General features: G+C 36.9%; 28 protein-coding genes and 1 other annotated feature. Of the genes, 26 read left to right on the plus strand and 2 right to left on the minus strand.

What is annotated here, in order from left to right; all coding sequences use genetic code 11:
- Positions 1-49 precede the first annotated feature (49 nt).
- The 25 genes from AC6UDA_RS03185 to rpmF all read left to right on the plus strand — a co-directional run bounded on the left by AC6UDA_RS03185 (position 50) and on the right by rpmF (position 22399).
- On the plus strand, positions 50-373 hold the full coding sequence (locus AC6UDA_RS03185; protein ID WP_500699529.1) for a thioredoxin family protein: 324 nt from the start codon (positions 50-52) through the stop codon (positions 371-373).
- Positions 374-392: 19 nt separating this feature from the next.
- On the plus strand, positions 393-1031 hold the full coding sequence (gene ytpR, locus AC6UDA_RS03190; protein ID WP_500693655.1) for a YtpR family tRNA-binding protein: 639 nt from the start codon (positions 393-395) through the stop codon (positions 1029-1031).
- A gap of 44 nt (positions 1032-1075) precedes the next feature.
- Positions 1076-3394, plus strand: coding sequence for a DNA translocase FtsK (locus AC6UDA_RS03195; RefSeq protein ID WP_500710906.1), 2319 nt, complete (start codon positions 1076-1078; stop codon positions 3392-3394).
- A gap of 77 nt (positions 3395-3471) precedes the next feature.
- Complete coding sequence (gene murC / locus AC6UDA_RS03200) at positions 3472-4803, plus strand: UDP-N-acetylmuramate--L-alanine ligase (RefSeq protein ID WP_500693956.1); 1332 nt, start codon at positions 3472-3474, stop codon at positions 4801-4803.
- 12 nt (positions 4804-4815) lie between these two features.
- Positions 4816-5517 (plus strand): Bax inhibitor-1/YccA family protein, encoded by a 702-nt coding sequence (locus AC6UDA_RS03205; protein ID WP_500693657.1) that lies wholly within the window; start codon positions 4816-4818, stop codon positions 5515-5517.
- Between the two features lie 93 nt (positions 5518-5610).
- Positions 5611-8274, plus strand: a complete 2664-nt coding sequence (polA, locus tag AC6UDA_RS03210; RefSeq protein ID WP_500693658.1) for a DNA polymerase I — start codon at positions 5611-5613, stop codon at positions 8272-8274.
- A 12-nt stretch (positions 8275-8286) separates the two neighbouring features.
- On the plus strand, positions 8287-9129 hold the full coding sequence (gene mutM / locus AC6UDA_RS03215) for a DNA-formamidopyrimidine glycosylase (RefSeq protein WP_500693659.1): 843 nt from the start codon (positions 8287-8289) through the stop codon (positions 9127-9129).
- On the plus strand, positions 9122-9715 hold the full coding sequence (gene coaE / locus AC6UDA_RS03220) for a dephospho-CoA kinase (protein WP_500710909.1): 594 nt from the start codon (positions 9122-9124) through the stop codon (positions 9713-9715). Before mutM ends, coaE begins: the two co-directional genes overlap by 8 nt.
- A gap of 17 nt (positions 9716-9732) precedes the next feature.
- Positions 9733-10224, plus strand: a complete 492-nt coding sequence (gene nrdR / locus AC6UDA_RS03225) for a transcriptional regulator NrdR (protein WP_500693661.1) — start codon at positions 9733-9735, stop codon at positions 10222-10224.
- A complete protein-coding gene (locus tag AC6UDA_RS03230; protein WP_500710912.1) occupies positions 10221-11564 on the plus strand; it encodes a DnaD domain protein in 1344 nt (447 codons plus the stop codon). The genes nrdR and AC6UDA_RS03230 overlap by 4 nt, the downstream gene beginning before the upstream one ends.
- Before the next feature lie 2 nt (positions 11565-11566).
- The gene (dnaI, locus tag AC6UDA_RS03235; protein ID WP_500710915.1) at positions 11567-12493 is read left to right on the plus strand and encodes a primosomal protein DnaI; all 927 of its coding nucleotides are present in this window, start codon (positions 11567-11569) and stop codon (positions 12491-12493) included.
- 261 nt (positions 12494-12754) lie between these two features.
- Positions 12755-14728 carry a threonine--tRNA ligase gene (gene thrS, locus AC6UDA_RS03240; protein ID WP_500711131.1) on the plus strand — a complete coding sequence of 658 codons (1974 nt, stop codon included), beginning with the start codon at positions 12755-12757 and terminating at the stop codon, positions 14726-14728.
- 17 nt (positions 14729-14745) lie between these two features.
- Positions 14746-14870: a sequence feature (ribosomal protein L20 leader region), on the plus strand.
- A 38-nt stretch (positions 14871-14908) separates the two neighbouring features.
- A complete protein-coding gene (gene infC / locus AC6UDA_RS03245) occupies positions 14909-15415 on the plus strand; it encodes a translation initiation factor IF-3 (RefSeq protein ID WP_500693664.1) in 507 nt (168 codons plus the stop codon).
- Positions 15416-15456: 41 nt separating this feature from the next.
- The gene (gene rpmI, locus AC6UDA_RS03250; protein ID WP_010021583.1) at positions 15457-15651 is read left to right on the plus strand and encodes a 50S ribosomal protein L35; all 195 of its coding nucleotides are present in this window, start codon (positions 15457-15459) and stop codon (positions 15649-15651) included.
- A gap of 34 nt (positions 15652-15685) precedes the next feature.
- Entirely contained in the window at positions 15686-16042 is a 357-nt protein-coding gene (gene rplT / locus AC6UDA_RS03255) for a 50S ribosomal protein L20 (protein WP_010021582.1), read from the plus strand.
- 103 nt (positions 16043-16145) lie between these two features.
- Positions 16146-16691 (plus strand): YqeG family HAD IIIA-type phosphatase, encoded by a 546-nt coding sequence (locus AC6UDA_RS03260; RefSeq protein ID WP_500693958.1) that lies wholly within the window; start codon positions 16146-16148, stop codon positions 16689-16691.
- Positions 16691-17809 carry a ribosome biogenesis GTPase YqeH gene (gene yqeH / locus AC6UDA_RS03265; protein ID WP_500701031.1) on the plus strand — a complete coding sequence of 373 codons (1119 nt, stop codon included), beginning with the start codon at positions 16691-16693 and terminating at the stop codon, positions 17807-17809. The genes AC6UDA_RS03260 and yqeH overlap by 1 nt, the downstream gene beginning before the upstream one ends.
- Before the next feature lie 12 nt (positions 17810-17821).
- Positions 17822-18133 (plus strand): ribosome assembly RNA-binding protein YhbY, encoded by a 312-nt coding sequence (gene yhbY, locus AC6UDA_RS03270; RefSeq protein WP_500695713.1) that lies wholly within the window; start codon positions 17822-17824, stop codon positions 18131-18133.
- An 11-nt stretch (positions 18134-18144) separates the two neighbouring features.
- Complete coding sequence (locus tag AC6UDA_RS03275) at positions 18145-18714, plus strand: nicotinate-nucleotide adenylyltransferase (RefSeq protein WP_500710917.1); 570 nt, start codon at positions 18145-18147, stop codon at positions 18712-18714.
- Complete coding sequence (yqeK, locus tag AC6UDA_RS03280) at positions 18707-19309, plus strand: bis(5'-nucleosyl)-tetraphosphatase (symmetrical) YqeK (protein ID WP_500693668.1); 603 nt, start codon at positions 18707-18709, stop codon at positions 19307-19309. The genes AC6UDA_RS03275 and yqeK overlap by 8 nt, the downstream gene beginning before the upstream one ends.
- A gap of 8 nt (positions 19310-19317) precedes the next feature.
- On the plus strand, positions 19318-19677 hold the full coding sequence (gene rsfS, locus AC6UDA_RS03285; protein WP_500693669.1) for a ribosome silencing factor: 360 nt from the start codon (positions 19318-19320) through the stop codon (positions 19675-19677).
- A gap of 1 nt (position 19678) precedes the next feature.
- Positions 19679-20416 carry a class I SAM-dependent DNA methyltransferase gene (locus AC6UDA_RS03290; protein WP_500693959.1) on the plus strand — a complete coding sequence of 246 codons (738 nt, stop codon included), beginning with the start codon at positions 19679-19681 and terminating at the stop codon, positions 20414-20416.
- Positions 20417-20421: 5 nt separating this feature from the next.
- Entirely contained in the window at positions 20422-21540 is a 1119-nt protein-coding gene (locus AC6UDA_RS03295; RefSeq protein ID WP_500696744.1) for a nucleotidyltransferase, read from the plus strand.
- Positions 21541-21622: 82 nt separating this feature from the next.
- Positions 21623-22177: a DUF177 domain-containing protein gene (locus tag AC6UDA_RS03300; RefSeq protein WP_500710919.1), complete on the plus strand. Its 555-nt coding sequence runs from the start codon at positions 21623-21625 to the stop codon at positions 22175-22177.
- 42 nt (positions 22178-22219) lie between these two features.
- Positions 22220-22399 (plus strand): 50S ribosomal protein L32, encoded by a 180-nt coding sequence (rpmF, locus tag AC6UDA_RS03305; protein ID WP_010021570.1) that lies wholly within the window; start codon positions 22220-22222, stop codon positions 22397-22399.
- Between the two features lie 87 nt (positions 22400-22486).
- On the opposite strand, the gene yidC is transcribed toward rpmF, so the two are convergent.
- Both yidC and AC6UDA_RS03315 read right to left on the minus strand, forming a co-directional pair.
- On the minus strand, positions 22487-23458 hold the full coding sequence (gene yidC / locus AC6UDA_RS03310; RefSeq protein WP_500695709.1) for a membrane protein insertase YidC: 972 nt from the start codon (positions 23456-23458) through the stop codon (positions 22487-22489).
- A gap of 70 nt (positions 23459-23528) precedes the next feature.
- Positions 23529-23813, minus strand: a complete 285-nt coding sequence (locus AC6UDA_RS03315; protein WP_500710921.1) for an acylphosphatase — start codon at positions 23811-23813, stop codon at positions 23529-23531.
- Between the two features lie 86 nt (positions 23814-23899).
- Between AC6UDA_RS03315 and AC6UDA_RS03320 the strand changes: the two genes are divergently transcribed.
- Positions 23900-24667, plus strand: coding sequence for a TrmH family RNA methyltransferase (locus tag AC6UDA_RS03320; RefSeq protein ID WP_500710923.1), 768 nt, complete (start codon positions 23900-23902; stop codon positions 24665-24667).
- Positions 24668-24724: the final 57 nt, after the last annotated feature.

Consider the following 24724-nt stretch of genomic DNA (forward strand, 5'->3'; position numbering starts at 1 on the left):
ACATTTTTAATACGAGTGGGTTATAATATTAATGTTTAGGAGGGATACGATGGAACAATTACCAGTAATGAATCTTAACGAATTAAAGCAAAAAATTAAGCATGGAAAGTACATCCTATTTTTCTCTGCCACATGGTGTCCAGATTGTGCGTTTATCAAGCCTGTTATGCCAGAAATTGTAAAAGATTTTCCAAACTATGACTTTATTGCAGTTGATCGGGATGAAAATATCGATTTAGCTAAGGAAATGAACATTTTTGGAATTCCAAGCTTCGTTGCCTTTGATAATGGGATTGAGACTGGTCGTTTGGTTAATAAAGATCGAAAAACCAAGGAACAAGTAGAAGATTTTATTAAATCTCTTCCACAATAAATTCGGAGGTGAGCTAAATTTGATGATCGCAAGTTATAATCCAAGCCAAATGGGTGATGTTTTGGTTGTCATTCTTGGAGAAGGATCGGAACCACAGAAAATATCAAAATCAAATGATATTGTTCAGATTAAAGATAAGAAGGGACACGTAGTTGGCTATAATTTTTTCAATGCCAGTGAGATTTTAGGGAACTTAAAATCAGAGAATGGAAAAGTTGATCTTTCAAGTAACGATGTTGAAGTTTTAAATGATGCTTTAAAAGAGGCTGGGTTTAAAACTTTCTTACCTACTAGTACCGAACCAAAGTTTGTGGTTGGCTACGTTGAAAAAATGGAAGATCATCCGAAGTCTGATCATCTTCACATAACTCAAACCAAAGTCCAGAATGGGGAAATGCTGCAACTTGTTAGTGGGTCTCCCAATATGAGACCGGGAATCAAAGTTGTCGTAGCGGAAGTTGGAGCCATGATGCCAAATGGACAAATTATTTGGCCAGGAGAGCTTCGTGGGGTAAAAAGTGATGGAATGATTTGTTCTGGAAGAGAATTAGACATTCCTAATGCACCCGATAAACCAGGAGCTTTAGTTTTACCCGATTCTTATGAAGTTGGGCAACCATTTGATTTTGATAAAGCAAAAAATCTTTTTGACGAATAGTTTCTATTCGTTTTTTTATACATAATTCTTTAAGGGTGATTAAATTGGAACATTATGATGGACCGGCATTTTATCGTAAATACTTTAATGGGAAAGTTCCCTTTAAGAGTAGCGATAAAAAAATCAATGATTTTCATAGAACAACAAAAAAATCAAATCAAGAAATTATCCGTAGTGACGATTCTAATGTTAAACAATCAGCCTATCAGTCTCGTTATCAACCAAAGTATCAGAGCGGATTTCAGTTGCGATTTAAAGATGATAAAAAGCACTATGTTGAGTCCCGAAATTCCTTAGTGGAAAGAACAAAAGAATTTACTCCGCGTTCCCGTAACCAAAATAGTAATTTCTATTCCGTTCATCAGTCAGTCAGAAAACCATATCAAGATGCAGCCGTTGAATTGGAGAAGAATGATGATGATTTTGTTCTTTATCTAAATCCTAAAGATCCAACTGCCGTTCCAGCTGATGATCTAGATTTATGGGAAAATGACGTTCAACCAATTGTTAAAGAAAATGTAAATAAGAATGAAAACATTGTGGATAACTCTAAGCCTGTGGATAACTTTGAAGATGATAAAGAATCTTCAGCCAGTAAACGTGAATTAGGCCACTCGCTCGCAGATATCTTTAAAGAGGAGAGTGGCTTAGCGGCTAATCTAGCTTTGTTTAGTGATGATAGAAGAGATAATGATGATCAAAACGCATCAGGTACGGTATCAAGTAATCCCACTTTAAGTGAATCGGATCCACAAGATAAGTTAAAAGAACCTGATGAAAGAAGCGATAACGAGAAGACGTCTTCTCCAATTGATAGTACTGATAAGCGTCAAGATGAGGAAAAAGCACTTCTTCAACCTGCTAACGAACTTACTGATTCAAAAAGTGAAACCACAACGAATCATAGGCATTTGTCAGATACTTCAAGCAATCAGGAGGATCAGACTAATTATCAATTTCCTCGTCGTGACCTACTTAATCCACCAATTTCGACTTCTGATGATGGTTTGAGTGAATGGATTGAAAAGCAAGTTAAAACACTTGATGATACATTAAGGGCGTTTGGGGTTCATGGTCACGTAGTCGATTGGACCGATGGACCGACCGTTACTCAATTTCAAGTTAAGTTGGAACTTGGTGTTAAAGTAAGCAAAATCACTAACCTAACTGATGATTTAAAGATGGCCCTAGCAGCCAAAGATATTAGAATCGAGGCTCCAATTCCTGGTAAGTCGACGGTTGGAATCGAGATTCCTAATCCAAAGCCTAGACCAGTGATGCTTTCAGAGATTCTAGATTCAAATGAATTTGAATCTAGTCATTCACCGTTAGAAGTAGCATTAGGGATGAGTATTGGCGGCGCTTCTAAGACTGCCGATATTCAAAAAATGCCACATGCTTTGATTGCTGGTGCAACTGGATCTGGAAAGAGTGTGTTCATAAACAGTTTGCTTGTTTCATTGTTGTATCGAAATTCGCCCCGTGATTTAAGGATGATTTTAATTGATCCTAAGGCGGTTGAATTAGCGCCATATAATGGGATTCCACATTTGTTAACCCCGGTTGTTTCAGATCCGAAAGAGGCTTCTGCTGCTTTAAAATGGGTCACTGAGGAAATGGACAACCGTTATGAGCGATTAGCTGCTGCTGGGGTAAGAAACTTAACTCAGTATAATCAAGCGGCACATAAAAATGGCCGTGATGCGGATAAGTTGCCTCAAATCCTAGTTGTGATTGATGAACTTGCTGATCTAATGATGGTTGCATCAACAGAAGTCCAAGATTATATTGTTAGGATTACACAAAAAGCTCGGGCAGCTGGGATTCACTTGATTGTTGCTACTCAAAGACCGAGCGTTGATATTGTAACTGGGACCATTAAGAATAATATTCCAACACGAATTGCCTTTATGGTTTCAAGCCAGATTGATTCAAGAACAATCATTGATCAAAGCGGAGCTGAACGACTACTCGGTAAGGGAGATATGCTTTATCTGGGTAGTGGTGCCAGTCAACCAGTGCGACTTCAGAGTGCTTTTGTCACTAACCAAGAAGTTGAGCGAGTTTGTGATCAAGTTCGAAGTCAGGAAACACCAAAGTACGAGTTTCAGCCCAAATCATTGCTTAAAAGTGCAGAACAAGCTCAACAACATGATGACTTGTGGAAATCAGTTTTGAGTTATATCGCAGACGAAGATGGAATTTCAACTTCAAAATTGCAACGAGTGTTTTCCATTGGATACAATCGAGCTGCTAGTATTATTGATGATTTGGAGCAAAATAATTTTATTTCAGGTGAGCATGGCTCTAAACCGCGAGATGTTTATTTGACGAAAAATGAACTTGCTAAATTGAATATTTAAATTTTTAGATTTTCATTACTTTAATTGGTATTATTAAACCAGACAATAAAAAGGGGAATTCCAACTAAATGACTAACATAAATAAAGACACTACTTATTTTTTTGTAGGAATTAAGGGTACTGGGATGAGTGCGATGGCACTCATTCTCCATGATCGCGGTTGTAAGGTCATGGGTTCTGACATTGAAAAATATACCTTTACTCAGCAAGGATTAGAAAATGCTGGAATTAAGATTGAACCATTCAATCCTGATAATATTAAAAAGGGAATGACGATTATTAAAGGAAATTCTTTCCCTGATACGCATCCGGAAATTGAAAGAGCCGAAGAGTTAGGACTAAAAATTTATAGTTATCCTGATTTCTTGGAAGAATTAATTGAGGGGTACACGAGCATCGGAGTATGTGGTGCTCACGGAAAAACCAGTACCACTGGACTACTTTCTCACGTATTAGGCGGGATCGCACCAACTGATTATCTGATTGGTGATGGATCTGGGAAGGGAACCACTGATGCGCGTTTCTTTGTCTATGAGGCCGACGAGTATCGCCGCCATTTTCTGGCAACTTATCCGGATTATGCCATTATGACTAACATTGATTTTGATCATCCGGATTACTATACCGGAATTGAGGACGTTTTTGACGCTTTTCAAACCTTTGCAAACCAGGTTAAAAAGGCTATTTTTGCTTGGGGCGATGATCAGAATTTACGGAAGTTAAAAGCTTCAGTTCCAATTTATTACTATGGAACTAGTGATGATGACGATTTTCAGGCGGTGGACATTAAGCGAACAACTGCTGGATCGACTTTTCACGTTAAATATGACGGAAAGGACCTAGGGGAATTCAGTATTCCTTTGTATGGAGAACACAATGTCTTAAATTCTTTGGCGGTAATTGCCGTTGCATATTTTGAAGACGTTAATTTGGACGAAATCAGACGTGAACTTCAAACTTTCAAGGGGGTTAAGCGTCGTTTTTCTCAAGTTAAAGTTGGCGATATGACAATTATTGATGATTACGCACATCATCCCTCTGAGATTAAGGCCACTTTAGATGCCGCTAGACAAGAATATCCCAATAAGGAGATCATTGCTGTTTTTCAACCCCATACTTTTAGTCGAACGATTGCCTATCTTGATGACTTTGCTAAAACGTTAAGCAAAGCAGATAAGGTATACGTTACTAAAATTTATAGTTCTCCAAGAGAAAAGTCGGGACACGTTAAGAGCGAGGATTTGGTTAATAAAATTACCAAAGATGGTGGCTTAATTGAGGAAGAAAACATGTCTCCACTGTTGCAATATCACGATGCCGTGGTAATATTTATGGGTGCTGGAGATATTCAAAAGTACGAAAGAGCCTATGAGGAATTGTTAAGTCATTTAAGTAAGAAGGTTAATTAAAGGAGAATAAAAATGAATAATTTTGATGGAGAAAGTGGTCGTCGGGTAGTTGGCGATAATGCTGGACTCAACGCGTTTTTTACCAAAGTGTATGGGATTATGGGAATTGCGGTTTTAATTTCTGCTATTTCTGCGTATTTAAGTAGTGTTTTTATGCCAAACATCAGTAGTGGAGCCTCAGGATTAGTAATTTTAATCGTTTGGTTCATAATTTCCTTTGTGATTTCGGGATTTGCACAAAGTAATCCGACGTTAAGCTTTATCGGATTATTGGTTTTCTCGGTTTTAACAGGGCTTTCACTTAGTTACATTTTCATTGCCTTTAATCTTGGTACCATTGGAGCAGCGTTAGTATCCAGTGCTAGTATTTTCTTGGTAATGAGTGCAATTGGTTTCACTACTCACAGAGATTTAACCAAGTTAAGCACGCAATTGTTTGCAGCATTAATTGCTTTAATTATTGCGATGGTAATTAACTTATTCTTGAGAAATCCATGGATTGAGTTATTTATTTCAGCCGTTGGGATCATTATTTTTACTGCGTTGAGTGCTACTGATACACAAAACTTAAAGAAAATGTACATGCAGTACTCTGGTAACATTAATGTAAACGGACTTGCAATTTCTGGGGCACTTCAGTTGTATCTTGATTTTCTAAACCTATTTACATTTCTTCTTGAGGTCTTTGGTATTTTTGGAAATAATCGAGATTAATAAAAAAACATGGTCGATTGACCATGTTTTTTTTCGTAATTGAACTGATTATAAGTGTTAAAATAATAGTAATTAATTCTAAAGGAGAATTTTATGGCAGACAAGAAATTATTATTAATTGACGGAAATTCTTTAACGTATAAAGCATTCTTTGCGTTATTTACTTCCTTGGAACGTTTTACCAATGAAGACGGATTGCACACCAGTGCGATCTATGGTTTTAATCGAATGCTAGATGACATTTTAAAGGATGTTCAGCCAACGTCAGCTCTTGCCGCTTTTGATGCAGGTAAAACAACCTTTAGAACCAAAATGTACGAAGATTATAAAGCCGGACGGGCAAAAATGCCCAACGAATTACGTGAACAATTCCCGTTTGTAATGGATCTGCTCCATGATCGGGGAATTAAAACCTATGAATTGCAAGACTATGAAGCTGACGATATTATTGGGACGCTTTCAAGGAAAGCGGCTGATGACGGCTATCAAGTTACTATCATAACGGGAGACCGTGATCTTACCCAACTTTGTTCGGATAAAGTTACCGTTGCGATTTCAAAGAAGGGTGTGAGTGAAATTGAGAAATACACGCCAGACTTTGTAAAAGAGACGATGGGAATTACTCCTAGACAGATTATTGACGTAAAGGGTCTTCAGGGAGACAACTCGGATAACTATCCGGGTGTTGAAAAAGTTGGTCCAAAGACCGCGATCAAGTTAATTCAAAAATTTGATAGTATTGATAATCTTTATAATCATATCGATGAAGTTTCTGGTAAAAAATTGAAAGAGCATTTGATTAAGGATAAAGACCAGGCATTTTTGTCTAAAAAATTAGCCACCATTGACTGCAATGCTCCCCTCACAATTTCATTATCAGATTTAAAGTATGATGGTCCCGATAATGATAAGTTAGTTGATTTTTATAAGAAAATGAACATGAAATCCTTTTTAAAGGAAATGGAAGGATCAGAGAGTCAGTCGGCTGAGAAACTTCCAGATGTTAAATATACGATTTTAAATAAAGACAATTTAGCCGAGTTAGATCACTTGTCAGAAGATGTTGTCTTTAACATTGAAATGTTGGATGAAAATTACCATACTGCTCCATTTGTTGGTTTTGTTATTGGGGATAAGGATCATTGGTTTGTAAGTAAGGATATTGATCTTTTAGATGATCCGAAAATAAAGGGCATTTTAGAAAATCACGATATTAAAAAAAATGTTTTCGATGCTAAAGCGCAAATTGTGGCTGCCAATCGCGAACATATTCAGTTAAATAACGTTGATTTTGACATGTTATTAGCTTCATATTTACTGAATACCCTTGATAATAGTAATGATTTGGCTAAAGTGGCTAATCGGCACGGATATTATGGGGTTAAACCGGATAGTGAGGTTTATGGAACTGGAAAGAAAAAACAGCTGCCAGAAAATGATGAGACTTTTTTTGCTCACATTGTCAGGAAAGCATTGGCAATTAATGATTTAAAAGATAAAATGATTGATGATTTAAAGAAACACAATCAATTAGATTTGTACCGTAACATAGAAGTTCCATTGTCTTATGTGCTAAGTGCAATGGAGATTGAAGGAATTACGGTGGACGTAGATACCCTCGAAGCATTGAAGAGTAAATTTACTGAGCATTTATCAGAAATTGAGCAGTCGATTTATCACGAGGCTGGAGAAGAATTCAACATCGGGTCACCAAAGCAGTTAGGTGAAATCCTGTTTGATAAGTTGAAATTACCAGTTGTGAAAAAAACCAAAACAGGGTACTCTACGTCGGTTGATGTGTTAGAAAAAATTGCGGGTCTGAATCCGATTGTCGATAATGTCCTGGCGTACAGGCAACTGTCAAAATTGATTTCAACTTATATTGATGGAATCAAAAAAGACATCTATTCTCGTGATCATAAAGTTCATACCCGTTATCTGCAGACCTTAACTCAAACTGGAAGATTGTCCTCGGTTGACCCAAACCTTCAAAATATTCCAGTTCGAACTGAAGAAGGTCGCAAAATTCGTGAAGCGTTTGTTCCTCGTCATAAGGGATGGCAACTATTTTCATCGGATTATTCTCAAGTTGAATTACGTGTCTTAGCTGCCATTTCTGGAGATAAGAACATGCAGGAAGCTTTTAAAAATGGGGAAGATATTCATGCAGCGACCGCACGACGGATATTTGAACTTCCAAGCAACGAGGATGTTACTCCCGAGTTGAGAAGACAAGCAAAAGCTGTCAATTTTGGGATTGTCTATGGAATTAGTGCTTATGGACTTGCTAAAAATACTGGCATATCACGAAAACGGGCTCAAGCATTTATTGATAAATATTTTAAGGAATATCCAGGGGTCAAAAAATACACCCAAGATAGCGTTAAGTTCGCCGAAGATCATGGGTATGCTGAAACCATCATGAAACGTCGACGCTACCTGCCGGATATTAATTCTAAGCAATTTCAGAAACGTTCGTTTGCCGAAAGAACGGCAATGAACTCCCCCATTCAGGGAAGTGCTGCCGATATTGTTAAAGTTGCAATGATCAGAATGCAAAAAGAACTTAAGAAACACGGTTTAAAGGCCACGATGTTACTGCAAATTCATGATGAACTAATCTTTGAAGCACCAAAAGAAGAGATTCCAATTTTAGAAAAATTAGTTCCAAGTGTTATGGATTCTGCGGTTGATCTGGATGTACCGCTAAAAGTTGAAAGTCATTACGGACCAAATTGGTATGATATAAAAAAATAATGGGGTGTAGGAATGCCTGAGTTACCTGAAGTTGAAACGATAAGAAGAGGGTTAACCAATCTTGTACAGGGTAAAAAGATTGTTTCCGTGGATGCTTTGTATCCAAAAATGTTGAATTTACCAGTAAAAGAATTTGAAGATTTGTTAGCTGGTAAGGATATTTTACAAATTGATCGGAGGGGTAAATACCTCTTAATCCGGCTAAGTGACGATTATACTTTAGTTTCTCACTTACGAATGGAAGGTAAATATGATGTGGTACCTGAGGGTACTGAGAATCAAAAACATACTTACGTTGTTTTTCATTTAAGCGATGGTCGAAAGCTTCGTTACAATGACACAAGAAAATTTGGAAAGATGAATTTAGTTAAGGATTCTCAGGTTTATGATTTGTCAGGATTGAATAAAATTGGACCGGAGCCAACTGAGAATGATTTAACGTTTGATTATTTAAAGAAGCAACTGCATAAGTCTCACCGAAAAATTAAGGCATTTTTATTAGATCAATCTAACATTGCTGGGATTGGGAATATTTATGCTGATGAAAGTTTGTGGTTATCTAAGATTCATCCGGAACAGGCTACTAACTATTTAAGTGATCAGGAAATTGAAACTTTAAGGGAAAACATCATTAAAGAAATTCAGTTAGCTATCAAGGGTCATGGAACAACGGTGTTTACTTATAAAAATGCCTTTGGTGAAGAGGGCAGCTTTCAAAATCATCTTCATGTTTATGGTAAAAAGGGACAACCGTGTGAGCGTTGTGGAACTACTATTGAAAAAATCAAGGTTGCACAAAGAGGTACTAGTTTCTGTCCTCATTGTCAAAAAGTTCATGGTGATCTAAGTGAGTAAAGTTATTGGATTAACCGGTGGAATTGCAACCGGCAAATCGGCTGCAAGTGATTATTTAGTTACTTTAGGGGTTTCTACATTAGACCTAGATTCCATCACACATGAATTGGAACAAGATAATCGTGAGTTAATTCATCAAATTAGTGAGCAGTTTGGCAGTTTAGTGATTAAAAGTAACGGGCAAATTGATCGAGGTGTTTTGGGTAAGATTGTTTTTTCAAATCGTGATGGTATGAAAAAGTTAGTCCAAATTGTTAACCCATACCTTTTTCGTGAAGTTAATACTCGACTAAACAAGTTACACGATCAACGTTTGGTGATTTTAAACGCTCCCACCCTTTTTGAAAATGGATTTCAGATTTTAACTGATGCTAATCTGATGGTTACGTGTGATCCAGTTGTTCAACTGCAACGGTTAGTTAGAAGAAATGATATTTCAATAAGTCGAGCTAGTAAAATGATTGGTGCTCAATGGGCACAACCAATAAAAGCACGACTGTCTGATTGGTGTATTGATAACTCTGGCACTTTCGATCAATTGAAGTCGTCGGTTAAAGATTGGTATGATTTAGTAAGTGTTATGTAATTAGTGAAGGTGAAAAAATGCAATGTCCACGATGCCATCATATCGGTTCAAAGGTTTTAGAAAGTCGTCGGGTCAAAGATGGTGAAAGTATTCGTCGAAGACGGGAATGTGAAGAATGTGGATTTCGGTTTACGACGTTTGAAGTGATTGAATCAAGCCCCTTGTTAGTTGTAAAAAAGAACGGTGATCGAGAAGAATTTAATCGTTCTAAGATTTTGCGTGGAATTGTCAGATCATCTGAAAAGCGTCCAGTTTCGATGGAACAGATGAACCATATTGTTGATAAGGTTGAAAAAATAGCTTATGACGCTGATGATGGCAGCCATGAAGTGGCTAGCCAAACTATTGGTGAGGGTGTTATGAAAGGACTAAAAGAAGTTGACGAAATTGCTTACATTCGGTTTGCAAGTGTTTACCGCCAATTTAAGGATATGTCAGTCTTTTATAATAAACTCAAAGAATTAATGGATGATGAAGACGAAAATAATGAGGATAAGAATAAAGAATGATCAACGGAATTAATCCTAAAACTGATTTTAAAGTTTATCGATCACAGCCCATTAGTGATGTTGAACGTCATTATGTCGATTTGTTGTACATGCCCGTCATTGGTAAAAATGCATATGCCTTATACAATTGTTTATGGTTAATTGATGATGAGAAGCACGTTAATTTTGAATTAATGTCTGATCTTAGCATTGATGCCAAAGAACTAGATGATTCACTTATGAAACTTGAAGGATCCGGTTTGCTTAAGACGTATGTTGATCATTCTTTTGAAATCGACTTGTATGAGTATCAACTTTTACTGCCACTTAATCCTGACCAATTCTTTAGTGATAGTCTTTTGAGTCTGTTATTACTTGAAATGGTTGGTGAAGATCGCTATTTACAACTTTCAGATGAACTCTTACCAGAACATTTTGATTTTAGTGGGTTAGATGATCAAACTCGTAATTTCCTGCAAGTATTTTCAGTTAATAATGAGAAAGTAAATGACCAACCAAGTGTAATCAAGGCAGTTCGACACAAGACTAATGTAAAAAAAGATTCCTTTGATGATAAGCTTTCAAACGATCAGTTTGACTTTAAGCTATTGATGAATATTTTGGATAAGTCCTTTGTTGAAAATGAAAGTGTTAAAAAGTATGAGACACTCTTTAGTAACACCAACCGATTATATGGAATTGGTGAACTTGAGATGGCACAATACATTGAGAAGGCCAGTAACTTGGTTAACAATCGTTTTGACCCTAAAAAGTTTAAGATATTAATTTCTAGACGAAATCAAATAAAGGCTCCAGCAGAAAATCAATCCAAGCAAAGCCGTGTCCATGAGGCAGATAAATTACAAAGTAAGCTAACGGCCAAGGAACAGCAATTGGCCCAAATTGCTGATTCTTCCGCTCCAGTAGAATTTCTTGATTCTTTAAAGAGTGAAAAAGGTGGTTTTACTACTTCCGCTGAAGAAAGGATTCTATCTGAACTTATTAATCGCAACACTTTGAGTAATGGAGTGATCAATATCCTTGTTTATCACATCTTGATTGACGAGGGGAAACCTACCATTAATAAAAATTTAATTGACACCATTGCAAATGATTGGGCGCAAAGAAAAATTAATAGTGCATCGAAAGCGATTGACGATATTAAGCACCGTCAGGAACAGGTTACTGAAAGTAAAAACAATCGACAAAGAAGATACCGAAGGCGTACAAATGTCAAAGAAACATTGCCTGACTGGGCTAAGGAAAATAAAAGTCGGGGTAATGAAAAAATTTCGACTACTCAGCGAAAACGAATTGCTGAGAAATTAAATTCATTAAATAAAAAGTCTGGGGATGAGTAATCATGAAGAATGTTAGTGATGAGATGAGCCAATTGATGAAAAAGAAAAATTTGAATCATAATTACCAACAGTTAATGAATTCGGTTTATTCTGATCCAGACGTTAAAAAATTTTTAAGTGATAATGAGAGTGAATTAAGTGATGATGTTGTGAAACGGTCGGCATCAAAACTGTATGAGTTTGTCAATGAAAAGAAAAAGTTGGAAGAGGGAAACGCTAACTTTGCTAAGGGATACCAACCAACCTTGGTTTTAAGTGACCATTTGATTGACGTTTCGTACGAACCTACGCAAGCGTTGTTAAACAAGCAGAAGCGAGAACAATTTGCGTCACGCATTAAGTCCATTTCAATGCCCAAAGAAATTAAATCGGCAAATTTAAGTGATTATGAACAGACAGCTGAACGAGCTCAAGCTTTGGAAGGAGCACTTGATTTTATTGGTTCATATGAAAATAATCCTCAGCATTTTCAGAAGGGGTTGTACCTATACGGTCCCTTTGGCGTAGGTAAAACTTATTTACTTGGAGCAATTGCCAATCGTTTGGCCTCTGACGGTTATAGTTCGGTTTTGATTCATTTTCCAAGTTTTGCCGTTGAAATTAAAAATGCAATTGGAAACAATCAAGTTGGCGGTAAGCTGGATGAAATTAAAACTGCTCCAGTTTTGATGATTGACGATATTGGAGCAGACTCAATGTCATCTTGGATCAGAGACGACATTCTTGGGGTTATTTTAGAGTATCGAATGCAAAATGAGCTTCCCACCTTTTTTAGTTCTAACTTTTCTATGGATCAATTGGAACAAGAGCATTTAAAGGTTAATGCTCAGGGAGATGTGGAACCACTTAAAGCTAAGCGATTGATGGAACGAATTAAATTTTTAGCAAAGCCCATTGAACTTGATGGTAGGAATCGCAGGAATAAATAATGATTATTCTTGACATGTAACAGGTCGTTGTTTAGACTGTTAATTGTTAAGGACATGAGTGATTACGAATTTCACAGAGAGGATAGGTTTTCTGGAAACTATCTGTTTGGAGTAACTTACTTACCACCTTTATTAAATGACATTAATAAATAGGTTTTAAACGAGATGTCCAAATAAATGGACGAATTTGGGTGGAACCGCGCTAATGGCGTCCCTAGTATTTACTTACTAGGGACTTTTTTTATGAAAGGAATGAGTAAAATGGCTAAATTATCATTTGAGTTTCCAGATGGTAACAAGAAAGAATTTGATTCGGGGGGTACTGCGGCAGATATTGCCAAGTCAATTTCAGTTAGTCTAGCCAAAAAGGCAGTTGCGGCTAAGATTGATGGAAAAGTTGTTGATTTGATGCAACCACTAAAAGATGGTGGCAAGATTGACATCATTACTTCCGGTTCTGATGAGAGTCTTAAAATCCTACGACAGGGTGCTGCTCAGTTACTGGAAACGGCGGTCAAAGAAAAGTATCATGATATTCGCATTGGTGAAATTGCCGCGGATGAAGATGGTTTTTTTGTTGATACTGACAAAGAAGATCGTCAAGTTAGTTCAGATGAACTTGATGAATTAGCTGATAAAATGAAAAAGATCATCAAAAATAACGCTACGGTCGAAAGGGTTTATCTAAGTAAAGATGACGCTTTAAAAGAAGTTGATGGTGATCCTTATCAAGCACAACTAATTGCCAACATTGATTCTGATAATATTCTTTTTTACAGTATCGATGGGGTTAAAACGCTAGCTCAAGGGGTAGTAGCTCCAAGTTTGAAAGATCTAAAACACTTTAAGCTCCTGTCTGTTGCTGGTGCTTATTGGGAAGGTAAGTCATCCAATCCAATGCTTCAAAGAATTTATGGCACTGCTTTCTTTAAAGCTGATGACCTAGATGAAGATTTGAAGAAGCGTAAAGAGGCTAAAGAGCGTGACCATCGTGTTATTGGGAATAACCTCGACTTATTCTTTGTCGATCCAAAGGTTGGGGCTGGTCTTCCTTACTGGATGCCAAAGGGTGCAACGATTCGTCGTACAATTGAGCGTTATATCACTGATAAAGAGATTGCTCATGGTTACCAACATGTTTATACCCCAGTATTAGCTAATTTGGATTTGTATAAGCAATCTGGTCACTGGGATCACTATCGAGACGACATGTTTCCACCAATGAAGATGGATGATGACGAAATGTTGGAATTACGTCCAATGAACTGTCCATCTCATATTCAGATTTACAATCATCATATTCGTTCTTATAAAGAGCTTCCTCTACGAATTGCTGAACTAGGAATGATGCATCGATACGAAAAGTCTGGTGCACTTAGTGGTCTTCAACGAGTTCGTGAAATGACTTTAAATGATGGTCATACGTTTGTTGCTCCTGATCAAATTCAAGAAGAATTCAAAAAAATCTTGAATTTGATGATGGAAGTTTATCATGATTTTGACATTAATAACTATACGTTCAGATTAAGTTATCGTGATCCAAAGAATACCGAAAAGTACTTTGACGATGATGAGATGTGGAACAAAGCGCAAACGATGTTAAAGGGTGCCATGGATGACTTAGGTCTTGATTACGTTGAAGCCGAAGGTGAAGCCGCATTTTACGGTCCTAAGCTTGATGTTCAAACTAAGACGGCTCTGGGAAATGAAGAGACGTTATCTACCATTCAACTGGACTTTATGTTACCGGAACGATTTGATCTTCACTATGTCGGAGAAGATGGTAAGGAACACCGTCCCGTTATGATTCATCGAGGGATTGTTTCTACCATGGAAAGGTTCACCGCTTACTTGATTGAAATGTATAAGGGTGCTTTTCCAACATGGCTTGCACCCGATCAGATTCAAATCATCCCGGTTAGTGATGAAAAACACGGTGACTATGCTCGCAAATTAAACGAAAAGTTTCGTGCACTAAACTTACGTTCCAATGTCGACGAACGTGGTGAAAAGATGGGATACTTGATTCGTGATGCTCAAACCAAGAAGATTCCATATACACTAGTTGTTGGTGATGATGAGATTAAGAATAATACGGTTTCTGTTCGTAAGTATGGTGAAGATGACAGTCGCGATATGTCAATTGATGACTTTATTTCAGAAGTTCTTCATGATATTGCTACTTACTCACGTAATGATGATGAAGAGTCTAAGTCAGTTGACAAAATTAAATAAAATTGGTACTATTATGTAGTCAAAAGCAGAAGCTTCCCGCTTCTCGCCTGAGTGATTTTGATCGCTGGGCAATCTACGAATGAAAGTCCTAATGTTTTTAGGTGTAGCGGGTGCTCTGTAGCATCCGCTATTTTTCTGCTTAAAATTACCTGGAGGTGAATTACCATAGCAAGAGATAAGATGGTTAACGAGGGTATCCATGCTCGCGAGTTGAGATTAATCGGTGCTAATGGAGATCAATTAGGAATCAAATCTACTAAAGAAGCTTTGTCAATTGCTGAAGAAGCTAATTTGGATTTAGTTGTTGTTGCTCCCAAAGCAAAACCACCTGTAGCCAAGATTATTGATTACGGGAAATATCGGTTTGATCGCCAAAAGAAAGAGCGTGAAGCTCGAAAGCGTCAAAAAACTGTTAGTGTTAAAGAAATTAGGTTAAGTCCTACGATTGATAGTAATGACTTCAACACCAAACTTAAAAATGCCAAAAAGTTTTTGACAAAGGGTGAACGTGTTCGAGTTTCTATTAGATTTAAGGGACGTGCCATTACCCATAAAAGTATTGGAAGAGATGTCTTAAATAAAATGGCGGAAGCTACTTCTGACGTTGCCGATGTAACTCAACGAGCAAAGATGGATGGCCGAAGTATGTTCTTAATGCTTGCACCAAGTAAGAATGAAAAGAAATAACTCATTTAATTGGGTTATGAATCGATGAGGAGGAATATAATATGCCAAAATTGAAATCAAATCGTGCTGCCGCAAAGCGTTTTAGAAAAACTGCTAATGGTGGTTTAAAGAGTGGTCATGCCTACACTAGTCACCGTTTTCACGGTAAAACTAAGAAACAACGTAGACATTTACGTGGAACACGTATGATGGCTAAGTCAAACTTGAAGACTTACAAAGAATTACTACAAAAATAAGCGAATAATATAGTTTGTATAGGGGGATTTTAATATGCCACGAGTAAAAGGTGGAACTACCACACGTAATCGTCGTAAGCGTGTTCTTAAATTAGCTAAGGGATACCGCGGTGCTAAGCATCGTTTATTCAAAACTGCTAAAGATCAAGTAATGAAGTCACAGGAATATGCCTTTCGTGACCGTCGTGCCAATAAAGGTAATTTCAGAAAGATTTGGATTGCAAGAATTAACGCAGCCACTAGAAATAATGGATTGAGTTACAGTAAATTCATGCATGGTTTGAAACTTGCTAACATCGATATGAACAGAAAAATGTTAGCTGACTTAGCAGTTAACGATGCTGATGCCTTTTCTGCATTAGCGGAAAAAGCCAAAGCAGCATTAAAATAAGCCTAAAAAACTTTCACCGCTCTTGTTTGGTGGAAGTTTTTTTATCGGATTGGGATGCTCCCAATCTATACATAAATGATTTAAAATAGAAACATCAATTCTTATTTACAGAGAGGTCTATATGCTATCATTATTCAAACCGACTTGGATGGTTAACAATATTTATCAAATTTCCCCAGAAAAACTTGAAAGTTACGGGATTAATGTAATTCTGACCGATTTAGATAATACCCTAATTCCGTGGAATAATCCTGAGGGAACCGTAGAACTGCACGATTGGCTCAAAAGAGTTCGAGATCATGGAATCAGGGTGATTGTGGTTTCAAATAATAATCGGGAAAGACTAGAGAAAGCTCTTACTAGTCTTGAGTTACCATTTATTGCCCGGGCTTTAAAACCACTTACTTTTGGGATTTTAAGGGCTCTTAAAACGTATCGTTTAAAACGAAGTCAAGTGGTAATGGTGGGAGATCAAATTTTAACGGATATATGGGCCGCTAATAATACTCGAATTAGAAGTATTTTGGTAAAGCCATTGGTTACTTCAGATGCGTGGAACACACGGATTAATCGTTTCTTTGAAACGTTTGTATATGCACAATTGATGCGAAAGTACAGTGATTTAAAGTGGAAGGATGATATTGATTAATGGATAATGATGAAAATAATGAGCCCTTATATTGCATTGGGTGTGGGGCACAAATTCAAGATACCGATCCGAAACAGGCTGGTTACACGCCTAAATCAGCAATCAAGAAAGGAATTGATTCTGGAAAATTATACTGTCAGCGTTGTTTTAAGCTTCGTCATTATAATCAAATTGAACCAATTAGCATCTCAAATGACGAGTTTGTAAAGTTATTGAGTGAAATTAGCGACACTGATTCGTTAGTAGTATATGTCGTGGATGTATTTGATGTAGATGGAAGTATGATTCCTGGGATTCAGCGCTTTGTTGGTAACAATCCGATTATTTTAGTTGGTAACAAATCAGACTTGTTGCCATCGTCGTTCAACCAGAACAAAGTTAAAGATTGGTTACGTCAAATGGCAAATAAGAATGGAATTAGACCCATTGATATTGAATTAGTATCTGCCAAGACGAATCAATCAGTCGATGATCTGTTAAAAGCCATTTCAAAAAATCAGAAGGGCCGAGATGTCTATGTGGTTGGAGTAACTAACGTTGGCAAATCTACCTTAATTAATCAAATTATCCAACAAAGCACTGGTGAGAAGCAGGTTATTACTACCTCTAAGTTTCCTGGTACTACCCTCGATTTGATCAAAATACCGTTGGAAGATGGAAAAGAGTTGATCGATACACCTGGTGTTGTTCATGAAGATCAGATGGCTCACTATTTAAGTTCTAAAGACTTGAAGTATGTCTCACCGCAAAAACGGATTAAACCCAGGACTTATCAGTTGGATCCAGGGCAGACGTTATTCTTAGGTGCAATTGGCCGGTTTGATTTTATCTCGGGGGAACGTCATGGCTTTACCGTTTATGCTGACAATAATCTGATGATTCATCGAACCAAATTAACAAATGCTGATGAATTTTTTGAGAAACATGCCGGTGAATTATTGACCCCACCAACTGGTAAGGACAACGTCGTTGAGTTAAAACGACATGAATTTAAAATTACTGACAGAAGTGATTTAGTGATTGAAGGACTGGGATGGATTACCGTGCCGAAAGGTTCCACGGTTGCTGGATATGCTCCTAAGGGTGTGTCAGTGTTAGTTAGAAAAGCAATGTTTTAGGAGTATTTAATAATGAATTTAAAGGGAAAACAAAAACGATTTTTAAGAGCAAAAGCGAATCATATGCGGCCCATTTTCTCAGTTGGAAAGAATGGGTTAGATGAGACTTGGATGAATGAAGTTAAAAATGCTGTTGATCACCGTGAATTAATTAAAATTAATCTTCAACAGTCTGCCGATGTGGATGTGAGTGACGTTAAACAATTTATTGAGAATAACTCGGACATCCAAGTTGTCCAAACGATTGGTAAGACACTTTTATTGTTTAAGGAATCGAGTAAGGACAATTATCGTAAATTATCGATTGAAGTGGCAAATTTGTAGGAGATTGATTGATGCGCAAAAAGGTTGGAATTTTAGGTGGAACTTTTAACCCCATTCACTATGGTCATTTAATTATGGCTGAACAAGCTTTAACCCAATTAAACCTAGATTTAGTTCTATTTATGCCCGACTATTTGCCACCACATGTTGATTATAAGTCCGCAATTGATGCTTCTGATCGGGTTAACATGATTAATTTAGCCATTAGGGATAACGCTAATTTTAAAATTGAAATGATTGAAGTAAATCGCAAGGGGAAAAGTTATAGCTATGATACGATTAAGCAATTAACTAAAATTCATCCCGATGTTGATTATTACTTTATCATTGGTGGCGATATGGTCGAATATCTGCCAAAATGGTATCGAATTGATGATCTTATTAAAATGGTTAAATTTGTTGGCGTTAATCGTCCGGGTAATTCTGGGTCTTCTAAGTACCCAGTAAGTTTTGTTGACTCACCTGAGATAGCTATTTCATCGTCTTTAATTAGATCACATCTCGAAAAGGGTGAAAGTGTCAGATATTTGTTGCCAGATGTGGTGTTACGGTACATTAAGGAGCATGATTTATATGGATAAAGAGAAAATTAATTATCAAAAATATTCTAAGTATGATCGTGATCAAATTGTTGCCAAACTAAAAGCGACGTTAAAAGAGAAAAGATTTCAACATTGCTTGCGAGTTGAAGAGACCGCCATTACCTTAGCACGAGAGTTTAATGTGGACGAAACTTTAGCTGGACTTAGTGGTCTGGTTCATGATTATGCCAAACAACGGCCGGATTCGGAATTTATTGACATTATTAAGTCCCATCATTTGAATCCAGAACTACTTAATTATGGAAATGCTATTTGGCATGGCTACGTGGGTTATCTGATTGTAGAATCAGAACTTGGGATTCATGATAGTCGAATTCTAAACGCGATTAAATATCATACGATCGCATCGCCTGACATGGACAAAGTTGCACAGATTACTTATATGGCTGACTACATTGAGCCGGCCCGTGATTTTGATGGGGTTGAAAAAGCTCGTAAGATTACCAATCAAAATTTATGGGATGGTGTTAAATATCAAACTAAAAGTACCATTTCATATTTGGCAAGCAACGGAAAGGCAATTTATCCCGGTGCGATTACAGCTTTTAATGTAATTGTTGCTGGTAAAAAGTAGGGGATTATATGGATAATAATAAGATTTTACAAAATATTGTTGAAACTGCTGATAGTAAACGCGCCCACGATATTGTGGTTTTAGACATTGAAGAATTGTCGTTGGTCGGTCGTTATTTTGTCATTATGGATGCTCCTAGTGTTCGTCAGGTGAAGGCAATCGCAAATGATATTATTGATCGATTGAGTGAGGAGCACGTTGAAGTTTTACGGGTCGAAGGGCTAAATACAGGATCTTGGGTATTAATTGACCTCGGTGATATTATTATTCACGTCTTTAAGAGTGAACAACGGTCCTTTTACAACTTAGAGAAGCTTTGGTCTGATGCTCCTGATCTTGATATAACTGATTGGGTCAGTGAAGACTGATATGATTTATTCTGAGTTTGCGTCATTTTATGATAAATTATTTGACAATCATCTATATCGAAAGTGGTATGAGTTTGTAGCTGATAACGTCCCTAAAGAAAAGCATATTTTAGATTTAGCCTGTGGGACTGGTCGTCTTTTGGTTACTTTAAAAAAAGCAGGTTATGTCGTATCTGGAGCTGATTTATCGGATGATATGCTGGCCATCGCAAATGATCATTTAAATGAAAGCCATGTGTTTGACGTGGCGTTAATTAATGCCAATATGCTAGACCTGGATGGTGTACCCAATTATGGTGCCATTACGTGTTTTGACGATTCGATTTGTTATTTAGAAAATATTGAGCAAGTTAAAACAATGTTTGCTCAGGTTAAAGGACATCTTGTTAAGAATGGTAAATTCTTATTTGATGTGATCACCCCTTATCAGACCGATGTTGTTTATCCAGGCTATATGTTTAACACCAACGATGGTGACCATGCTTTTATGTGGAATACCTTTGTTGGTGATTTTCCTCATTCAGTGGAACATGATCTATCTTTTTTTGATTACAATCGGAATATTAACGGTTTTGATGAATATAATGAAACCCATAAAGAACGAACCTATCCCTTGGTAAAATACACTCAGGCACTGAATGAAGTCGGATTTAATAACGTTAAGGTGACGAGTAACTTTGGAAAAGATAAGGTTAAAGATGATACTACCCGTTGGTTCTTTGTATGTAGTGAGGAATAATCCAAATGAAAGCTGTTGGAATAATAACCGAATATGATCCTTTCCATAATGGTCATCTTTATCAATTACAGGAAGCTAAAAGACGAACTGAAGCGGATGTAACGGTAATATTTATGAGTGGTAATTGGACTCAGAGAGGCGAGCCAGCTATCTATGATAAATGGATCCGCACTCAGATGGCTTTAGATAACGGAGTTGATTTAGTAATTGAACTTCCAATATCGGATGCGGTTCAACCTGCCAGTATTTTTGCAGAGCGGTCGATGAAACTTGTAGAAGCTTTGGGCTGTTCATACTTATCGTTTGGTAGTGAGCACAGTGACTGGAATTTTACGAAGTTGGCATCTATTGACGTTCATCCGTCTGATAATTTTCATAATTATAATTTTTCCTATCCAAAATTATTTCAACGAACAATTAAAGAACAGAGTGGAATTGATTTAATTAAGCCAAATGATACACTTGCGTATTGGTATGCAAAGGCCAATCAGAAGTTGGGTTCCCCTTTAAAGCTAGTTCCGGTTAAACGGTACAGTAGTGAGCATAATAGTGGAGAGTTGAGTGGAAAAATTGCGAGTGGCAAAGCTATTCGCGCTTCAATTAAATCACATGATCATCGTTACCAAAAGTTTATTCCCAATTCTTCTGTCGTTCTAGACAACGAAAAACCAGTTTTCTGGTCAGATTTTTGGCCTTTTTTACGTTATGAATTGACTCAGAGTTCGATAGCTGATTTAAATCAAATTTATCAGATGACTGAGGGGTTAGAGAATCGTCTAAAGCAAATGGCGGTCAAAGACACAACCTATCAAGCATTTATTAAAGATGTTAAGACAAAACGGTATACCTATACTAGGATTCAAAGACTGCTGGTCTATACTTTATTTAAAATAAAGAAAACACAAATGATTAGTTATAATCCAGTTGTCCGAGTTTTGGGAATGAACGATACCGGGAAAAGTTATCTGAATCAAGTTAAAAAAGCAATCCCATATCCGATCGTTGATCGAATTGGAAAAGAAGAATTTAATAATACGTTGGAACTAGAATGCCGTTCTGGAATTCTTTATGGAATGATCAATGGTCGAATGCAAGATAAATTTACTTATCCCATTGTTATATAGAAGACCGTGCTATCAAGGATAGGACCTTGACAATGAATTTTATGGTATGTATAATTAGTCGTGTTGCATTGGAGGTTAAATTATGAAGTGGTCATTTGAAAAACTACTAGGATATAAGAAAGAGCCGTTTACAACCCATGAGACAGTGGATTTAAAAGACGATTTAATGAATCGATATCCGAAAAGTATTCTTGATGCCACTTCCTTTGACGTTGATGTATCTGCTACTCCTGACAAGGGAGATGTGATTATAGATGCTCACGTCAAGGGTAGTGTAACAGTTCCTTCTTCACGATCGTTAACCCCAGTTAAGTTACCCATGGATTTTAACATTAGTGAGATTTATGTGTTAACTGAAACTGCGCTAAATCGATATGATAATGAAAAAGTAGTGTTAGTTGTTGGTGATGACTTGATGATTGATTTTGATAAAGCAGTTGCTGATAACATAATTGTCAACATTCCGATGCAAGTTCTTTCACCAGAAGAGCAAAAAGGCAAAGCAATGCCTGAAGGAAATGACTGGGAAGTTATTTCTGAAGATGATTTTAATCGACAGGTGGAAGAAGATAAAAATGTTGATCCACGTCTTGCAAAATTAAAGGATTTCAAACCTTCAGACGATGACAAGACTTAAAAATTCACTAGTGGAAATCAAATTAAGAGGAGGTTGTGAATAATGGCTGTACCAAAGAGAAAAACTTCTAAAGCAAGAAGAAACATGCGTCGTTCGCATGACAGTTTATCAGTTCCTGGCATGAGCCCATGTCCTAACTGTGGCGAACTACGTAAGTCACATTTTGTATGTCCTAACTGTGGTTACTATGACGGTAAAGAAGTAGTTGCCAAAAAGGGTTAATTTAAAATAAAGAACTTCAAAAACACCATGGGTTTTTGAAGTTCTTTTTTTGTACTAAAAAACCGACAATTTAATTGTCGGTTTTATTTACTCGTTATGATTATGATGCTGTTGTTTTCCCGCATTACGTTTTCGGTTGTTTTCGTGTTCAATCTCAGTTTCGGATTCTCCAGATTTAGAAACTGTATTTTTGGAGCTGGTTGTTGAACTTGGTTCGGCCCCTGTCTCAATCTCTTCTTCTAATTCCTTTGGAATGACAACTTTGGGAGGATTCTTTTGGGCTTTTTCATTAATTTGTTTTCTAATTCGTGGACGGGACAAATTGATGATAAAGGTCTGAACGCAGGCAAATAATCCGCCAATAAAGAAGTAAATTCCTAATCCAGCTGGGGATGAAAGAGTAACAAATAGAATCATGATCGGACTAATTAACATCATAATCGCCATTTGCTTTTTCTGTTCTTTAGGGATCCCAACGGTTGAAAGGTATCCCTGAAGTGCATAAGCCAGAAACGACAAGACGGCTAATAAGATGCTGGATTGGCCTAGTTTAATGCCCATAAAGACGGTATGAGAAACTTCAGGTGAGTAACGAATAGCTGCATACAGAGCAGCAAACACTGGCAACTGGATCAATAATGGCAAGCATCCAATTCCACCTGTCATACTGATTCCGTTGTCTTTATAGAGTTGCATCATCTGCTGATTTAAGGCAACCTGCTGTTCTTTGGTCGTTGCTTTTTTTAGGAGTTGTTGAATCTTGGTCATTTGTGGTTTAACCAAATTCATTTTTTCCTGTTGAATAGTAGATTTTTTCATCTGACTAATCATCATTGGTAAAAGCAAGGTTCTAACAATTACGGTAATTGCAATTAAAGCCCATCCATAGCCACCAACGTATTGTGCTAGCCAATCCATAACGTGTTGCCCGGGAACGGCTAAATAATGATAAACGAATCCAAAGGGACGTCCCTTTGAATCGGTTCTTACACATCCAGTTAAAAAAATGCCAACCATGGCAATAAAACCGAATAAACCTAGTTTCTTAATTTTTTTCATTTAGTTAACTCCTAACTTTTAAGTAACATGTTACATACTAACCTAATAAGAATATTTCAGCAATTTCAAGTTAGATTTTAATTGAAAATGAATTTGGAACTTTTGGAAGTTTAATTGACTGTGTTTTAATGTTTTGGATCTTAGCAAAACCATTGGGTGCAGTTTTAATCGAATGAATAAAATCGTCTAACTCCGATTTAGTCCCATTTGCGATGATTAAAACGGTTCCGTTGGGCATGTTTTGGACACTTCCAGTAATCAAATATTGATCTGCGATTTTTTTAGTACTATATCGAAATCCAACGCCTTGGACAAGTCCTGAAACGATTATTTTGACTGACTGATTGTTTGACAAAATGATTCTCCTTAAAAGCGTTTACCGTAACTGTGATATTATAATAATAACAATATCAATTCTAATTCATTTTAAGGGGAATATAAATGGAAAGAATTAATTCTAAACAAAACCAAACCATTAAAGATATTAAAAAGTTACATACCAGTAAAGGAAGAAAAAAGAGTGGGGAATATTTAATTGAAAGTTGGCATCTGGTATCCGAGGCAATGAATTATCTTAAAGCAGATCAGTTGGTAACCATCTTAGCAACCGAAGATCAATATTTGGCTCATGGAGATGACCTTTCTGGTGAAAATATCATTGTTATATCAGATGAAGTTTCTACTGAATTAAGTGATACTTCGACAACTCAAGGAATTTTTGCCGTGTGTAAGATTGAAGAACCAAAGATTGATGTTGCTAAAGTTAGCGGAGCTTGGCTTCTGCTTGATAACGTTCAAGATCCCGGTAATATCGGAACGATGGTAAGGACAGCGGATGCCGCAGGTTTTTCTGGAGTGATCTTTGGTGACGGAACTTCTAGTGAATATAACGGGAAGGTTTTACGTGCCATGCAGGGAAGTCAGTTTCATCTTCCGATTATTAAAATGAATCTAGAACATGCCGTTGAGATGTTTAAGAAGCTAAAAATTAAGGTATATGGGACAGAGCTTAATTCCAGTGCCATTAACTATCGAGATGTCCCTTCTAAAAATGATTTCGCTTTAATTATGGGTAATGAGGGGAATGGAATGAGCCCTGGCTTACTAAAATTAACTGATGATAATTTGTATATTCCCATTGAGGGGAAGGCTGAATCTTTAAATGTGGCAATTGCAGCTGCTGTTATCATGTTTCGAATCAAAAATTAAATTGTTTCTTAAAGTGAGTCCTTATTATTGAATGGAACTTATCTAATTGGGTAGAAT

This window comes from Fructilactobacillus sp. X8R4C1 (assembly GCF_059900905.1).

Excerpts from the sequence above, each read along its gene's own strand:
- AC6UDA_RS03320 (WP_500710923.1), top strand. The coding sequence starts at position 23,900 with ATGGAAAGAATTAATTCTAAACAAAACCAAACCATTAAAGATATTAAA.
- yqeH (WP_500701031.1), top strand. The coding sequence starts at position 16,691 with ATGGATAATGATGAAAATAATGAGCCCTTATATTGCATTGGGTGTGGG.
- AC6UDA_RS03205 (WP_500693657.1), top strand. The coding sequence starts at position 4,816 with ATGAATAATTTTGATGGAGAAAGTGGTCGTCGGGTAGTTGGCGATAAT.
- yhbY (WP_500695713.1), top strand. The coding sequence starts at position 17,822 with ATGAATTTAAAGGGAAAACAAAAACGATTTTTAAGAGCAAAAGCGAAT.
- rsfS (WP_500693669.1), top strand. The coding sequence starts at position 19,318 with ATGGATAATAATAAGATTTTACAAAATATTGTTGAAACTGCTGATAGT.
- polA (WP_500693658.1), top strand. The coding sequence starts at position 5,611 with ATGGCAGACAAGAAATTATTATTAATTGACGGAAATTCTTTAACGTAT.
- dnaI (WP_500710915.1), top strand. The coding sequence starts at position 11,567 with ATGAAGAATGTTAGTGATGAGATGAGCCAATTGATGAAAAAGAAAAAT.
- nrdR (WP_500693661.1), top strand. The coding sequence starts at position 9,733 with ATGCAATGTCCACGATGCCATCATATCGGTTCAAAGGTTTTAGAAAGT.
- rpmI (WP_010021583.1), top strand. The coding sequence starts at position 15,457 with ATGCCAAAATTGAAATCAAATCGTGCTGCCGCAAAGCGTTTTAGAAAA.
- infC (WP_500693664.1), top strand. The coding sequence starts at position 14,909 with ATGGTTAACGAGGGTATCCATGCTCGCGAGTTGAGATTAATCGGTGCT.
- AC6UDA_RS03275 (WP_500710917.1), top strand. The coding sequence starts at position 18,145 with ATGCGCAAAAAGGTTGGAATTTTAGGTGGAACTTTTAACCCCATTCAC.
- yidC (WP_500695709.1), bottom strand. The coding sequence starts at position 23,458 with ATGAAAAAAATTAAGAAACTAGGTTTATTCGGTTTTATTGCCATGGTT.
- rpmF (WP_010021570.1), top strand. The coding sequence starts at position 22,220 with ATGGCTGTACCAAAGAGAAAAACTTCTAAAGCAAGAAGAAACATGCGT.
- yqeK (WP_500693668.1), top strand. The coding sequence starts at position 18,707 with ATGGATAAAGAGAAAATTAATTATCAAAAATATTCTAAGTATGATCGT.
- thrS (WP_500711131.1), top strand. The coding sequence starts at position 12,755 with ATGGCTAAATTATCATTTGAGTTTCCAGATGGTAACAAGAAAGAATTT.
- AC6UDA_RS03295 (WP_500696744.1), top strand. The coding sequence starts at position 20,422 with ATGAAAGCTGTTGGAATAATAACCGAATATGATCCTTTCCATAATGGT.
- mutM (WP_500693659.1), top strand. The coding sequence starts at position 8,287 with ATGCCTGAGTTACCTGAAGTTGAAACGATAAGAAGAGGGTTAACCAAT.
- AC6UDA_RS03230 (WP_500710912.1), top strand. The coding sequence starts at position 10,221 with ATGATCAACGGAATTAATCCTAAAACTGATTTTAAAGTTTATCGATCA.
- AC6UDA_RS03300 (WP_500710919.1), top strand. The coding sequence starts at position 21,623 with ATGAAGTGGTCATTTGAAAAACTACTAGGATATAAGAAAGAGCCGTTT.
- AC6UDA_RS03185 (WP_500699529.1), top strand. The coding sequence starts at position 50 with ATGGAACAATTACCAGTAATGAATCTTAACGAATTAAAGCAAAAAATT.
- rplT (WP_010021582.1), top strand. The coding sequence starts at position 15,686 with ATGCCACGAGTAAAAGGTGGAACTACCACACGTAATCGTCGTAAGCGT.
- AC6UDA_RS03290 (WP_500693959.1), top strand. The coding sequence starts at position 19,679 with ATGATTTATTCTGAGTTTGCGTCATTTTATGATAAATTATTTGACAAT.